The organism is Curtobacterium sp. MCSS17_006 (genome assembly GCF_003234215.1).
GTDB classification, from domain to species: Bacteria; Actinomycetota; Actinomycetes; order Actinomycetales; family Microbacteriaceae; genus Curtobacterium; species Curtobacterium flaccumfaciens.
In genome coordinates, this window is record NZ_QKSO01000001.1 from 340,836 (window position 1) to 353,703 (window position 12,868).

15 protein-coding genes and 3 tRNA genes are annotated in these 12,868 nt (G+C 70.0%); 5 read left to right on the forward strand and 13 right to left on the reverse strand.

The window, feature by feature from the left end; translation table 11 throughout:
* Positions 1 to 54: 54 nt before the first annotated feature.
* Genes DEJ21_RS01675 through DEJ21_RS01690 form a run of 4 tightly spaced genes read right to left on the reverse strand, consistent with a single transcriptional unit; the run spans position 55 to position 2,172 of the window.
* Positions 55 to 252 carry a hypothetical protein gene (locus DEJ21_RS01675; protein WP_071404495.1) on the reverse strand — a complete coding sequence of 66 codons (198 nt, stop codon included), beginning with the start codon at positions 250 to 252 and terminating at the stop codon, positions 55 to 57.
* Positions 253 to 262: 10 nt separating this feature from the next.
* Complete coding sequence (locus DEJ21_RS01680; protein ID WP_111022379.1) at positions 263 to 805, reverse strand: dihydrofolate reductase family protein; 543 nt, start codon at positions 803 to 805, stop codon at positions 263 to 265.
* Positions 806 to 838: 33 nt separating this feature from the next.
* The gene (locus DEJ21_RS01685; RefSeq protein ID WP_146243388.1) at positions 839 to 1,159 is read right to left on the reverse strand and encodes a hypothetical protein; all 321 of its coding nucleotides are present in this window, start codon (positions 1,157 to 1,159) and stop codon (positions 839 to 841) included.
* A gap of 17 nt (positions 1,160 to 1,176) precedes the next feature.
* Positions 1,177 to 2,172 (reverse strand): SDR family oxidoreductase, encoded by a 996-nt coding sequence (locus DEJ21_RS01690; protein WP_071249863.1) that lies wholly within the window; start codon positions 2,170 to 2,172, stop codon positions 1,177 to 1,179.
* A 92-nt stretch (positions 2,173 to 2,264) separates the two neighbouring features.
* Between DEJ21_RS01690 and DEJ21_RS01695 the strand changes: the two genes are divergently transcribed.
* Positions 2,265 to 2,978: a hypothetical protein gene (locus DEJ21_RS01695; RefSeq protein ID WP_111223503.1), complete on the forward strand. Its 714-nt coding sequence runs from the start codon at positions 2,265 to 2,267 to the stop codon at positions 2,976 to 2,978.
* Here the strand turns inward: DEJ21_RS01695 and DEJ21_RS01700 are convergent.
* From DEJ21_RS01700 to DEJ21_RS01715, 4 genes are read right to left on the reverse strand one after another with little or no spacing between them, the layout of a single operon-like run.
* Complete coding sequence (locus tag DEJ21_RS01700; RefSeq protein WP_258367223.1) at positions 2,950 to 3,711, reverse strand: YqjF family protein; 762 nt, start codon at positions 3,709 to 3,711, stop codon at positions 2,950 to 2,952. The two genes, DEJ21_RS01695 and DEJ21_RS01700, sit on opposite strands and share 29 nt — an antisense overlap.
* The gene (locus tag DEJ21_RS01705; RefSeq protein WP_111223504.1) at positions 3,708 to 4,541 is read right to left on the reverse strand and encodes a nitroreductase family protein; all 834 of its coding nucleotides are present in this window, start codon (positions 4,539 to 4,541) and stop codon (positions 3,708 to 3,710) included. Before DEJ21_RS01705 ends, DEJ21_RS01700 begins: the two co-directional genes overlap by 4 nt.
* A 3-nt stretch (positions 4,542 to 4,544) precedes the next feature.
* A complete protein-coding gene (locus DEJ21_RS01710; RefSeq protein ID WP_111223505.1) occupies positions 4,545 to 4,925 on the reverse strand; it encodes a hypothetical protein in 381 nt (126 codons plus the stop codon).
* 10 nt (positions 4,926 to 4,935) lie between these two features.
* A complete protein-coding gene (locus DEJ21_RS01715) occupies positions 4,936 to 5,373 on the reverse strand; it encodes an Lrp/AsnC family transcriptional regulator (protein WP_017887694.1) in 438 nt (145 codons plus the stop codon).
* A gap of 361 nt (positions 5,374 to 5,734) precedes the next feature.
* Here DEJ21_RS01715 and ddaH point away from each other — a divergent pair, with 361 nt between their 5' ends.
* On the forward strand, positions 5,735 to 6,643 hold the full coding sequence (gene ddaH / locus DEJ21_RS01720; RefSeq protein ID WP_071245287.1) for a dimethylargininase: 909 nt from the start codon (positions 5,735 to 5,737) through the stop codon (positions 6,641 to 6,643).
* Positions 6,643 to 7,872 (forward strand): ornithine--oxo-acid transaminase, encoded by a 1,230-nt coding sequence (rocD, locus tag DEJ21_RS01725; RefSeq protein WP_111223506.1) that lies wholly within the window; start codon positions 6,643 to 6,645, stop codon positions 7,870 to 7,872. The genes ddaH and rocD overlap by 1 nt, the downstream gene beginning before the upstream one ends.
* A 107-nt stretch (positions 7,873 to 7,979) precedes the next feature.
* On the opposite strand, the gene DEJ21_RS01730 is transcribed toward rocD, so the two are convergent.
* Entirely contained in the window at positions 7,980 to 8,972 is a 993-nt protein-coding gene (locus DEJ21_RS01730) for an NAD-dependent epimerase/dehydratase family protein (RefSeq protein WP_111223507.1), read from the reverse strand.
* A 58-nt stretch (positions 8,973 to 9,030) separates the two neighbouring features.
* Positions 9,031 to 9,675, reverse strand: coding sequence for a hypothetical protein (locus DEJ21_RS01735; RefSeq protein ID WP_111040158.1), 645 nt, complete (start codon positions 9,673 to 9,675; stop codon positions 9,031 to 9,033).
* 205 nt (positions 9,676 to 9,880) lie between these two features.
* Here DEJ21_RS01735 and DEJ21_RS01740 point away from each other — a divergent pair, with 205 nt between their 5' ends.
* Positions 9,881 to 10,891, forward strand: a complete 1,011-nt coding sequence (locus DEJ21_RS01740) for an aldo/keto reductase family protein (protein ID WP_071404504.1) — start codon at positions 9,881 to 9,883, stop codon at positions 10,889 to 10,891.
* A 140-nt stretch (positions 10,892 to 11,031) separates the two neighbouring features.
* On the opposite strand, the gene DEJ21_RS01745 is transcribed toward DEJ21_RS01740, so the two are convergent.
* The 3 genes from DEJ21_RS01745 to DEJ21_RS01755 form a co-directional block, all read right to left on the reverse strand.
* Positions 11,032 to 11,104 (reverse strand) — tRNA-Phe (locus DEJ21_RS01745).
* Position 11,105: 1 nt separating this feature from the next.
* Positions 11,106 to 11,182 (reverse strand) — tRNA-Asp (locus DEJ21_RS01750).
* A 60-nt stretch (positions 11,183 to 11,242) separates the two neighbouring features.
* Positions 11,243 to 11,315: transfer RNA gene (locus tag DEJ21_RS01755), tRNA-Glu, on the reverse strand.
* A 258-nt stretch (positions 11,316 to 11,573) separates the two neighbouring features.
* Between DEJ21_RS01755 and DEJ21_RS01760 the strand changes: the two genes are divergently transcribed.
* Positions 11,574 to 12,851, forward strand: coding sequence for a M23 family metallopeptidase (locus DEJ21_RS01760; RefSeq protein ID WP_111223508.1), 1,278 nt, complete (start codon positions 11,574 to 11,576; stop codon positions 12,849 to 12,851).
* Positions 12,852 to 12,868: the final 17 nt, after the last annotated feature.

Consider the following 12,868-nt stretch of genomic DNA (forward strand, 5'->3'; position numbering starts at 1 on the left):
GGTCGGGTCCCGTGTGGGGACCCGACCTCTTCTGCTCACGAAGTGCCCCGAGGATCAGTCCTCGGCGTCACCCGCTTCTTCGTCCTCGACGCCGGTCTCGTCCATGCGGTCGCGCAGGTGGTCCGCCATCGCGCCGGCACCCTCACCGGCGTGGTCGTGGTCGACCTGCTCGATCAGGCCCTGCAGCTTCTCGTGGTTCGTGGCATCGGTGGCACCGTCCATGACGGGCTCGGTCTGCTCGTTGTCGCTCATGCTCCGGACGCTACGCCGCGGTTGCTGCGGAACGGTAGTGGAGCTCGACCGCCCCGCCGTCGAACTGCGTGGTGCCCACCAGCTCGAACACCGGGGTCGGTGCGGCGACCGGCAGCAGGGGCGCTCCGGCGCCGAGCGCGACCGGCATCACGGTGACCCGCAGCTCGTCGAGGATGCCCGCCTGCTGGTACTGCGCCGCGAGCAGTCCGCCACCGACGACCCAGACGTCGCGGCCGTCGGCCACGCGCTCGAGGTCTGCCTGGTGGTCGCCGACCTCGCCCGAGACGAAGCGCACGTCGGCACCGTCGGGCACCGGCAGGTCTCGCGTGGTGAACACCCACGTGGCCAGGTCCGGGTACGCCCACGTGTCGTCGTGCTCGAGCAGCCACTCGTACGTCGTCGACCCCATCGCGATCGCGCCGACGCCCGCGTAGAACCGGTCGTGGTGCTCCTGGAACGGTTCGAAGCCGAACTGCAGCAGCCAGTCGAGGTCGTCGTCGGGCGCGGCGACGAAGCCGTCCAGCGAGGACGCGACGGAGTAGATCGTGCTCATGCCGGGGACGCTACCGAGCACCCCCGACAGGGCTCAGCGCCGACCGCCGCGGCCGACGACCGCTGCCTCGGCGATCGCCAGGACTGCGGCGATCCAGAGCTGGTCGACCGCGAACCGGCGTCGACGGGGATCGACGGCGAGCGGCACCATCGTCGCACCGTGCAGGGCGTCCACGACGGCACTCAGGGTGTGCGCGTTGCCGGAACCCACCCGCGCGACGAGGACGGCCTGTGCGAGTTGCCGGACCCCGAGCACGCCGTGCAGCACGGCCTGGTCAGACCCTCGGGCCGCACGGCTCAGGTGCCACAGGCCGAGCCCGGCCCGGGCCAGCTCGACGACGGCTGTCCCGCTCACGGTCGACGACCGGCGGCTCATCGTCGGCGTCCCGCGACGAGTGCGACGGCCCCGGCGGCACCGAGCACGGCCCCGATGATGCCGTTGCCGACCCGGCGGTGCTCCACCCACCAGGTCTGCGGCGACCAGGCGTGGGCGGACTCGTCGAAGACCCCGTGCGCACCGTGGTCGCCCGGCACCGGCTCGTACAGGTTGTCCCGCATCTCGAGGCCGTCTTTGTCCGGTGCCTGCTGCCCGTCGACCAGGGTCTTGGCGGCGTACCAGTCGGCGAAGCGTCCGCTGATCCGGTTGCCGAGGATCGTGTAGACCGTGGACTCGCCCACCCAGGTGCGGCTGCGCGGTCGTTCGGCCACGGCGGCGATGGCGCGGGCGCCGACCTCGGGCTGGTAGATCGGGGCGACCGGCTGCGGGTGGTGCGGCAGCTTCGACTTCACCCACTGGAACTGGATCGTGTTGAGCGCCGGCATGTCCACGCGGGACACCTTGACCTTGCTGCCCTGTTCGCGCAGCTCGGAGACGACGGACTCGGTGAACCCGACGATCGCGTGCTTCGCACCGCAGTACGCGGCCTGCAGGGGGATCCCGCGGAACCCGAGCGCCGAGCCGACCTGGATCACGTGCCCACGACCGCGGGGGACCATCCGCGACAGTGCCGACCGGGTGCCGTTCACGAAGCCGAGGTAGGTCACGTGCAGCGCCCGCTCGAAGTCCTCCGGGGCGGTGTCGAGGAACTTCCCGAACACCCCGACCATCACGCCGTTCACCCACAGGTCGATCGGTCCGAGTTCACGCTCGACCCGGTCGGCCGCGGCCTCGACGGCATCGCGGTCGGAGACGTCGGCGACCAGGGCCAGCCCGCGGCGCCCGGCAGCCTCGACCTCGGCGACGGCGGCGTCGACGCCCTCCTGCCCGCGGGCCAGGACGGCCACGTCCCACCCCCGCGCGGCGAGCTCCCGGACGGTCGCCCGTCCCAGTCCTGCGGATCCACCGGTCACCACTGCCACTCGAGTCATGGCTCCCTTGTACCTGCGGTCGACCGTGCACCACTCAGCCGCTGTCCCCCGACGACCCGTGCCTCAGGGCGGTGGCCGAGCATGATGGTGGTGTGGACACGCGAGACGACCCCGTGGAACCCGAGCCGGACGCGGAGCCGCAGCCGCGCTGGATCCGCCGGACGCCGATCGTCCCCGAGCAGTGGTGGGGTCCGCCGACGGCTCTGGCAGTCGGGGTGATGGCGATCGTGGCGATCGGCATCTGGTTGCAGCGTCCCGCCCTGCCCGTCGTGATCCCGGTCGGCGCCGTGGTTCTGGCCGGTGCGTTCGTGCTCGCGGTCGCCGGGCGGCGTGCGTACTGGTATCCGAGTCGGGCGGAGGCTTGGCGCTTGCATCGCACACGGGTCCTCGTGTGGAACGCGGTGGGCGTCGCGTTGTCGGTGTTCGCCTTCGCGGTGGGAGCACGGACGCTCCTGATCGGGTACCTGGTCGCCGCCACCGGCCTGTACACGATGCGACGCGACGACCCGACGCGGTTCGAGCGGCGCGGTCGTGCGGTGGCGTCGGCGGCCGTCGCGGTGGTGGCGGCCGTGTTCGCGGTCGTGGCGTTGACGGTCCCGGTCGTCGACGAAGCGCACGCATCGCTGTGGATCGGGTGGAGCGTCCTGGTCATCCCGGTCGCTGGCGTCGTCGCGGTGCTGAACTGGCGAGCCGCGTCGAGGACGGCCGAGCCCGACCTCGACGGGGCGGAGGCAGTCGAGGGTCAGCGACCGGGACCGGAGCCGGGCACCGATCCGCTCAGCGCCCCCGACCGAACCGCGTCGTGACCCCCGGCGAGTAGAGCACCGAGTCCGGCTCGAGCTCGGTCAGCCCGAAGGGCAGTCCGGCTGCTCCGACCAGGTCGTCCCGCAGCGACACCACCGAGGCCCGGTGCAACGGCCACGACTCGTGCTCGTTCGGCCAGAACCGTGTCCGTCCGGCCCGGTGCACGTGCATGCCCCACCGCGCCGTCAGGAACGTCTCGAGGGGCCCCGGCTCGTCGAGCGCCTCACCGATCCGGACGTCGAGCATCGACCGCAGGTGGGTGCCGTGCCGACGCATCGCGTAGCCCACGCGGCCGTCACCGCTGCGCGACTCCGCGACCGCCCACCGGTACGGCAGTCCGGTCGCGACGCGCGCCCCGATGGTCGGCAGGAGCTTGCCGGCGTCGAGCGACAGGAACACCACCCCGCGCTGCCCCTGCTCGTCGACCGTGTAGACGCGGACGTTCAGCTCGACGAAGTCGCCGATGCTCCCGGTCGAGAACGGCGGGAACCGCGTGTCCTCGAACCGGAACGCGATGAGGCCCACCCAGGTGGTCACCCCGTCGTCGGTGCCGTCGAGCGCCATCGTGTCGGGCCGGGTGCCGGCCGGCAGCAGCGGGGCCACCGCCGACACGTCGACGCGCCAGTGCACGAAGACGACGTCGAGCCAGTCCTGCGAGATCCAGGGGCGGCCCGGCAGGCCGGGGGCGACGGCCTGGAGGCCCGGGGTCACGTGGGTGGGTCGGGTGTCGGTCACGATGTGGTCGCCTCCGGTTCGATGTGGGCTGCGACGGGTGCGTCGTCCCACCCGCTCTGCGGGGTGTCGCAGGTGCCGCGGAACACGTACTGCGAGGGTCGCTTCCGCTCGCTCGAGGTCCAGTCGATGGCCGGGCGTCGTCGTTCCGGGGGCAGGTACCCGATCCGGTAGACGGCCATCAGCTCGAGCGACTCGGGGACACGGAGCAGTCCCTCGATCTCCTCCCACGCGCCGGGGGTCTCCATCGGGAAGGACACGAACTGGATCCCCAGGCCGAGCTCGGTCGTCGCGAGCCAGATGTTCTCCATCGCCGCGCCCATGCTGAACACCGAGTAGAAGCCGGACAGCTCCTCCTTCCGGTACTCGTGGCGGTCGAGCAGCACGCCGAGCAGCAGCGGCGACCCGGCGACGAGCTTCCGGTTCTCCTCACCCAGGGTCTGCGGCACCCGGAGCGTGTTCATGAGCAGCTGCCCGCGCTTCGTGAACACCTGCTTCGTGAACGGCCGAAGCGGCCCGGGGAGCTTGTCGAACAGCATCCCGTCGCGCCGCTCGTCCATCTCGGCCTTCGAGAACCGGAAGTACGGCTTGTACCGCTCGAAGAACGTGCCCTCGGCCATGGTGCGGGTCATCGAGCTGCCGCTGATCTCGGCGACGCGGTCGATCGTCTGGCGCTCCTCGACCAGCACGAAGCGCCACGGCTGGCTGTTGAGCTGCGACGGTGCCCGGCCGGCGAGCTCCATGAGCAGCCGCTGGTGCTCGTCCGACACCGGATCGGGCAGGAACGGCCCGTTCGTCGTGCGTCGTCGTCGGATGGCCTCGAACAGCTCCACTGCTCACCTCTCTGATCGCCTGCGAGCGAGCACGGCCCCCAGGTAGGACGGTGCGGCGGCGACCGCGACCTTCCAGTGTGCTCCGGAGCGCGGGTCGGTGCGTGGAGCGACCGCCAGGGGCACGAGTGCCGGCAGCAGGAACAGTGCGGTCCGGTCGCGCGTCCACGCGGGGGTCGTCGCGGCGACGCCGGTCAGGGTCGCGGTCACGACGAACAGCCCGTGGTGCACGACGCGGAGCTTCTTCGTGCGGATCAGCCGCACGGCGACCGCGGTGCCCCACAGGCAGTTCGCGACGTAGGCGAGGCTCGCAGCGGTGGCCAGCTGCCGGGCCGGACGCGATCCCGTGGGCGGTGATCCGCGCCTCCAGACCGTCTTCCGTCCCATGCGTGGGACGTTACGCGGTCTCTCGACTGACGAGCTTGGAGAGCACGATCGCGGAGCGGGTGTGGTCGACCTGGGGTGCGAGGCGGACCTTGTCGAGCGCCTCCTCGAGCGCGGACAGGTCCTTCGAGCGCATGTGCACGACGGCGTCGGCGCTGCCGGTGACCGTGCCGGCGTCGATGACCTCGGGGACGGTGTCGAGCAGGGCACGCAGCTCGTCGGGCGAGACGGTGCCGCGGCAGTAGAGCTCGACCCAGGCCTCGGTCCCGCGGTCCTCGACGGCGGGGTCGACCTTGATCGTGAAGCCCTGGATGACGCCGTCACCGACCAGCCGGTCGACACGGCGCTTGACGGCCGAGGCCGAGAGTCCGACCACCGACCCGATGTCGCCGTAGCCGGCGCGGGCGTTGTCCCGGAGCTGATCCAGGATGCGGTGGTCGAGCGTATCCATTTGTCCCCATCGTACGCGGACTTGTTGCGAGGCTGGTGGGTCTCGCGCACGAAACGTGCGTCACCCGAACGGGTGTCAAGCCGTCAGAGCCCCGGTACTGCACTTGCCGGACGGTGTGTGTCAGGATCGGAGTGGCGTCGATGCTTGAGTGTCACTGTTCCGCTGCGGTGAGTCTGTGGAAGGACCGACTCGGCGTCGATGCTTGGGTGTCACTGTTCCGCTGCGGTGAGTCTGTGGAAGGATCGACTCGGCGTCGACCTGGTCCGCTGCGGTGAGTGAGCCTGCATCTCACCGGAGCTCTTCTCCTCGTTCCGTTTCGGTTCCTGGCAGGCTCGGGCCCCGGTCCCTTCCAGGAGGACTGATGTCGAACACCGCACCCGCCCCCGAGTCCGTCGCCACCCCGGCCCGTGTCGCCACCAAGCGCACGATCCTGATGTGCAAGCCGGACTTCTACACCGTGAGCTACCGGATCAACCCGTGGATGCACCCGGAGGAGCCGACCGACACGTCGAAGGCCGTCGAGCAGTGGGAGTCGCTCGTCGCCGTCTACGAGCAGCTCGGCTTCGACATCTCGTACATCGACCCGATCGACGGCCTGCCGGACATGGTCTACGCGGCCAACGGCGGGTTCGTCCTCGACGGCATCGCGTACGGCGCGAAGTTCCAGTACCCCGAGCGCCAGCCCGAGGGCCCCGCGTACATGGACTGGTTCCGCCAGGCCGGTCTGACCGTCGCCGAGCCGGAGCAGACCAACGAGGGCGAGGGCGACTTCCTGCTCATCGGGGACACCATCTTCGCCGGCACCGGCTTCCGGTCGGACAGCACCTCGCACGACGAGCTCGCGAAGATCTACGGCCGCGAGGTCGTCACGCTCAAACTCATCAACCCGAGCTTCTACCACCTCGACACCGCCATCGCCGTGCTCGACCCCGAGCCCGCCGTCGACGGGACGAGCAACATCGCGTACCTGGAGAGCGCCTTCGACGAGCCGTCGCTGGCGATCCTGCGCGAGCGCTTCCCGGACGCGATCATCGCCACGGAAGAGGACGCCGCGATCCTCGGCCTGAACTCCTACTCCGACGGGTACAACGTCGTGATCGCCGCCCGGGCTGTTCGGTTCGCCGAGCAGCTGCGCGAGAAGGGCTACAACCCGATCGGCGTCGACCTGTCCGAGCTGCTGCTCGGCGGTGGCGGCGTGAAGTGCTGCACGCTCGACCTGCACCCGGTCGGCACCGGCACCTCGGTCGCGCGTTCGCTCGGGGTCAGCTGATGTCGGCGGCAGCGCCGCTCGGGGTCAACACCGCGGCGGCGCTCGCCGTCGAGGACCGCGCCCTCGCGCACAACTACAGCCCGCTGCCCGTCGTCATCGCGTCGGGTGCCGGAGCGACCGTCACCGATGTCGACGGCAAGCAGTACCTGGACGGCCTCGCCGCGTACTCGGCGGTGAACTTCGGCCACGGCAACCCGCGGCTGCTCGACGCCGCACGGGCGCAGCTCGACCGCGTGACGCTGACCAGCCGCGCGTTCGTCAACGACCAGCTCGGGCCGTTCGCGGCAGCACTGGCGGCGTTGACGGAGACCGAGATGGTCCTGCCGATGAACACCGGTGCCGAGGCCGTCGAGTCCGCGATCAAGGTGTCCCGCGCCTGGGGCTACCGGGTCAAGGGCGTGCCGGCCGAGCGGGCGACGATCATCGTCGCGTCCGGGAACTTCCACGGGCGCACCACGACGATCATCTCGTTCTCGGACGACCCCTCGGCCCACGACGACTTCGGGCCGTTCACGCCCGGCTTCCGCACGGTGCCGTACGGCGACGCTGCGGCCCTGCGCGAGGCGATGGACGAGACCGTCGTCGCCGTGCTGCTCGAGCCGATCCAGGGCGAGGGCGGCGTGGTCATCCCGCCGGAGTCGTACCTCCCTGACGTCCGCGCGGTCTGCGACGAGTTCGGTGCGCTGTTCATCGCCGACGAGATCCAGTCCGGCCTCGGTCGCACGGGGCACACGCTCGCGGTGCAGCGCGTCGGGGTGCGTCCCGACCTGATCACGCTCGGCAAGGCCCTCGGTGGCGGCATCGTGCCGGTGTCCGCGGTGGTGGGCTCGCGCGATGTCCTGGGCGTTCTGCGCCCCGGCGAGCACGGGTCCACCTTCGGCGGCAACCCGCTCGCCGCAGCCGTCGGTGCCGAGGTCGTGGCGATGCTCGGTGAGGGCACGTTCCAGCAGCGGGCACTCGACGGCGAACCGCTGTTGCGCGGCCTGCTCGACGACCTGCTCGGCAAGGGTGTCGTCTCGCACCGGGTCGCCGGACTCTGGGCGGGGATCGACATCGACCCCGCGCTCGGCACGGGCAAGGCGATCTCGAAGGACCTCGCCGACCGCGGGCTCCTGGTGAAGGACACCCACGGGTCGACGATCCGCTTCGCGCCGCCCCTGGTCGTCACCGACGACGAGCTGCGTTTCGCGATCGGAACCCTGGCCGACGTGCTCGCGGCGCGTGCCTGACCTGATCCGCAAAACACCGGTGTTCGCGCGTTGAACCCCCGCATGCCGCGGTGCGGAGCGCGAACACCGGTGTCTTGCGTGCGCCGGCGCGCGTCACCAAGTGCGGCTCACACCGCCCAGCGCGCCGCCAGCACGTCCATCAGGGCATCGAGCCGCTCGTCGACGACCTGCTCCTCGGGGTGCGCCTCGTACCAGGCGATGACCTCGCGCACACCCTGCCGGTAGGTCGTGCTCGGCCGGTACCACGGCACGAGCGACCGGACCTTGCTGTTGTCGAACACCGAGCTGTTCGCCTTGTCGCCGAGCAGCGCCGCGCCCCACTCGGGGTCGACGGCGTTGATCGCGTCCGCCGGCACGTGCACGATCCGCAGGTCCTCGACCCCGGCCGCCGCCGCGATCTCGTGCGCGATGGCGTTCCACGTCGGCGCCTCATCGCTCGTGATCGTGAAGGGCTCACCGATCGCCTCGGCCCGGTCGAGCAGCCCCGTGAACCCGACCGCGAAGTCGCGACTGTGCGTCAGGGTCCACAGCGAGGTGCCGTCGCCGGTGATGATGACCGGCTTGCCGGCACGCATCCGAGCGACCGCGGTCCAGCCGCCGGTCAGCGGCAGCTTCGTCTCGTCGTAGGTGTGCGACGGCCGCACGATCGTCACCGGGAAGTCCTGCTCCCGGTACGCCTCCATCAGCAGCTCCTCGCACGCGATCTTGTCGCGCGAGTACTGCCAGTACGGGTTCTTCAGCGGCGTCGACTCCGTGATCGGCAGGTGCGTCGCGGGCGTCTGGTACGCCGAGGCCGAGCTGATGAACACGTACTGCCGCGTCCGCCCGGCGAAGAAGTCGACGTCGGCCTGCACCTGGTCCGGCGTGAAGGCGATCCAGTTCACGACCACGTCGAAGCGCTGGTCGCCGAGTGCGTCCGCCAGTGCGCTGCGGTCCGACACGTCGGCCTGGAGGCGCGTCACACCCTCCGGGATCGGCCTGCCCCCGGTGGTCCCCCGGTTGAGCACGGTCACGTCGAAACCCTGCTCGACGGCTTCCCGGACGCAGGCGGCGCTGATCACGCCGCTCCCGCCGATGAACAACACGCTCGCTCCGGTCATGGATGCTCCCTCGCTTCCGGCGGCACCGCTCCGTGCCGCAACCCTTTCGATCCTGCACCTACCCGTCGGGGCGGGCACGGAGCACGGCTTCGATCGAGGTGGTGCCCTCAGCCCAGGACGCCGCGTGTGGACTGATCCAGCCGAGCAGTTCGAGTGCGAAGTCGTGGTCCCGCTGCAGGTTCCGCGCGTGGATGGGTTCGTGGTGCGCGGCGCGGTTCCGCACGAAGTGCAGCTGCTGGAGCCGTCGCGCCACCTCGCTCCGTCGGATGCGCAGGTTGTCCGGCCCGTGCGGAAAGGCTCGATGCAGGCCAGGCACCCAGAGCGAGGTGTGGTACCGCGATTCGACGAGGTACCGCCAGAACCCGAAGCTGAGCTCCGCGATGACCCGTCCGTGTACTTCGGGACGTCGACCTTCTCGACCCGCCCGTGCCCGTGCCTTCGCGAGGTCGGCACGCCCGCGGCTGTCGAGTGGTGCGATGTCGAACCAGGGCGGCCCGGTGCGGCTCGATGCCCACGCGCAGAGTTCACGGTCGAGCGCATTTCGAGCGAACACCTCGACGACGCCGGTGAGCTCCATGACTGCCGCCGCGGCTCGCATGTTCCACTCGTAGAGCCGCAGTGCTTCAGTCGACGACCCCGTCCGCCCTGCGTACGAACGGAGCCGATCGGCTGTGATGAGCCGCTCGAGCTCGTCTTCCTGCATCCCGCCTCGCCTGCTAACGTTGTTCACGAAGACCCCGGAACGATCCCTGGCTCAGGCCACATCGCCGGGGTTTCGTCTTTTTCGATCGTCTCTGAAACATCAGCGTACAGGCGTGCACTCGCAGGCCGAGTGCTCCTGGGGGCGACGGGACTACCGTCACGGTTCGGGTCGCACCGACGCGCCCCACGACAGGAGTGACACGCACATGGAGTACCGCTACCTCGGCAACTCGGGCCTCAAGGTCTCCGAGATCACCTACGGCAACTGGCTCACCCACGCATCCCAGGTCGAGAACGACGCGGCGATCGCCTGCGTCAAGGCCGCCCTCGAGGTCGGCATCTCGACGTTCGACACCGCCGACGTCTACGCCAACACCGGCGCGGAGACGGTCCTCGGCGAAGCGCTCAAGGGGGAGCGGCGCCAGTCCCTCGAGATCGCCACGAAGGTGTTCGGGCCGACCGGTCCGAAGGGCCACAACGACACCGGGCTGTCCCGCAAGCACATCCTCGAGTCGATCGACGGCTCGCTGCAGCGGCTGCAGACGGACTACGTCGACCTGTACCAGGCGCACCGCTACGACCACGAGACCCCGCTCGAAGAGACGATGCAGGCCTTCGCGGACATCGTGCGCCAGGGCAAGGTCCTGTACGTCGGCGTCAGCGAGTGGACCGCGGACCAGCTGCGGGCCGGCGCTGCGCTCGCGAAGGACCTCGGCTTCCAGCTCATCTCGAACCAGCCGCAGTACTCGGCACTGTGGCGGGTCATCGAGGACGAGGTCGTCCCCACCTCGAAGGAACTCGGCATCTCGCAGATCGTCTGGTCACCGATCGCCCAGGGTGTGCTCACCGGCAAGTACAAGCCGGGTCAGCCGCTGCCCGAGGGCTCCCGCGCGACCGACGACAAGGGCGGCGCGGACATGATCAAGCGGTTCATGCGCGACGAGGTGCTGTCCTCGGTGCAGGAGCTGCAGCCGGTCGCCGACGAGCTGAACCTGTCGATGGCGCAGCTCGCGGTCGCCTGGGTCCTGCAGAACGAGAACGTCGCCTCGGCGATCATTGGCGCTTCGCGTCCGGAGCAGGTGCACGACAACGCGGGCGCTGCCGGCGTCACGATCCCCGCGGAGCTCATGTCGCGGATCGACGATGCCCTGGGCGCCGTGGTCGAGCGCGACCCCGCGAAGACGAACGACAGCAGCCCGAAGACCCGCGAGGCGTAGGCAGTCCGCAAAACACCGGTGTTCGCCCGTTGAACACGCGCATGCCGCGGCTCCATGCGCGAACACCGGTGTTTTGCGAGCAGGTCACACCGGCCAGACAACGGAAAAGGCCCCCTGCCGAAGCAGGGGGCCTTCACCGGTGGCTGGACACGGCATCGATCCGTGGACCTTTCGATTTTCAGTCGAACGCTCTACCAACTGAGCTATCCAGCCGTGGCGACCCTGACGGGACTTGAACCCGCGACCTCCGCCGTGACAGGGCGGCACGCTAACCAGCTGCGCTACAGGGCCATGTTGTGTTGTGACTTGCTGTGGTGTTGCTCAGTACTACTTGCTCGCTCACTCAAGGAGTGACCCCAACGGGATTCGAACCCGTGCTGCCGCCGTGAAAGGGCGGTGTCCTAGGCCACTAAACGATAGGGCCGCAAGCAGTGCATCGCGCTACCGATGGACAAGCATACGGATGCCCCCCGGGTTTCACAAATCCGACGCCGCCAACCGTGCATCCCCGGCGTGTCGCGCCGCCAGCGCACGGATCTCCGAAGCTGTCGGTGCGAGCATCGTCGGCGGCCGCACCCCTCGTCCGAGGGGCTGTCGAGCCTGCGACCCGTGTTGTTACTGTTGCACCTGTTAACAGTGTTACGTGCGTGAGCCTTGCCGCGCTGTTACGAAATCGAGATACATGTCGACCTCCACTCCCTTCTCCCTCCGCACCCGCAGCCGCCTGATCGCCGCCGCGGTCGCCGTCGCGCTCACGGCCGGCACGCTCGCGGCCCTCGCCCCGACGTCGTCCGCCAGCGCTGCGAGCTACCCCAGCTGGGACGAGGTGCAGCAGGCGAAGTCGTCGACCAGCGCCCAGCAGGCCAAGGTCAGCGAGATCAAGTCGCTCATCTCGTCGCTGAAGAGCGAGGCGGCTGCCAAGCAGAAGGCCGCACAGGCCGCGGGCGAGGCGTACCAGGCTGCGCAGAACAAGTACGACGAGGCGACGCTCAAGCAGAAGAAGTTCCAGTCGCAGGCCGATGAGGCCAAGCAGACCGCCGCACGGTCCGAGGAGCAGGCCGGTCAGCTCGCCGCTCAGCTCGGTCGCACCAGCGGTGACGACGTGACGACGGACATCCTCACGCACCCGTCCGACTCCGGCGACCTGCTCTACGAGCTCGGCGCCATGTCGAAGCTCAGCGAGCAGTCCGAGGGCATCTACGCGCAGGCTTCGCAGGACCGCGGTGTGGCCCAGGGCCTCGCCGACAAGGCCGACCGCGCCAAGCAGGCCCTCGGGGACCTGGCCGACGCCGCACAGTCGAAGATGCAGCAGGCCCAGGGTGCCGCCGACGCCGCACAGACCGCGGTGGACGCCCAGAACGACAACGAGTCCCGGCTCGAGGCACAGCTGACCGCGCTCACCTCGAAGCAGCGCGGCGTCGAGGCCGACTACCGCAAGGGCGTCGCCGCCGAGAAGGCCCGCCAGGCCCGCCTCGCAGCAGCCGCCGCGAAGGCAGCAGCCAAGGCCGCGGCGACCAGCCAGGGCGGCACCGGTGGCGGCAGCGCCAACCCGGCCGGGTGGGTCCGACCCGCCGGCGGGTTCCAGACCAGCCCCTACGGCTACCGTGTCGACCCCTACACGCACGTCAGCGCCCTGCACGCCGGCGTCGACCTGGCCCCGGCCTGCTACGCCCCGATCTACGCGGCGCACGACGGCACCGTCACCTTCGCCGGCAACGGTGGCGGGTACGGCAACGAGGTCATCCTCGACAACGGCGGCGGCATCTCCACCGCGTACGGCCACGTCGTCGACGGCGGGATCATGGTCACCGCCGGACAGCACGTCACCGCGGGACAGCAGATCGCCAAGATCGGCTCGACCGGCTGGTCGACCGGGTGCCACCTCCACTTCGAGACCCGGATCAACGGCGCTGCCGTCGACCCGGTCCCCTTCATGGCAGCGCGGGGGATCTCGGTATGAGCATCAGCGCCACCAGA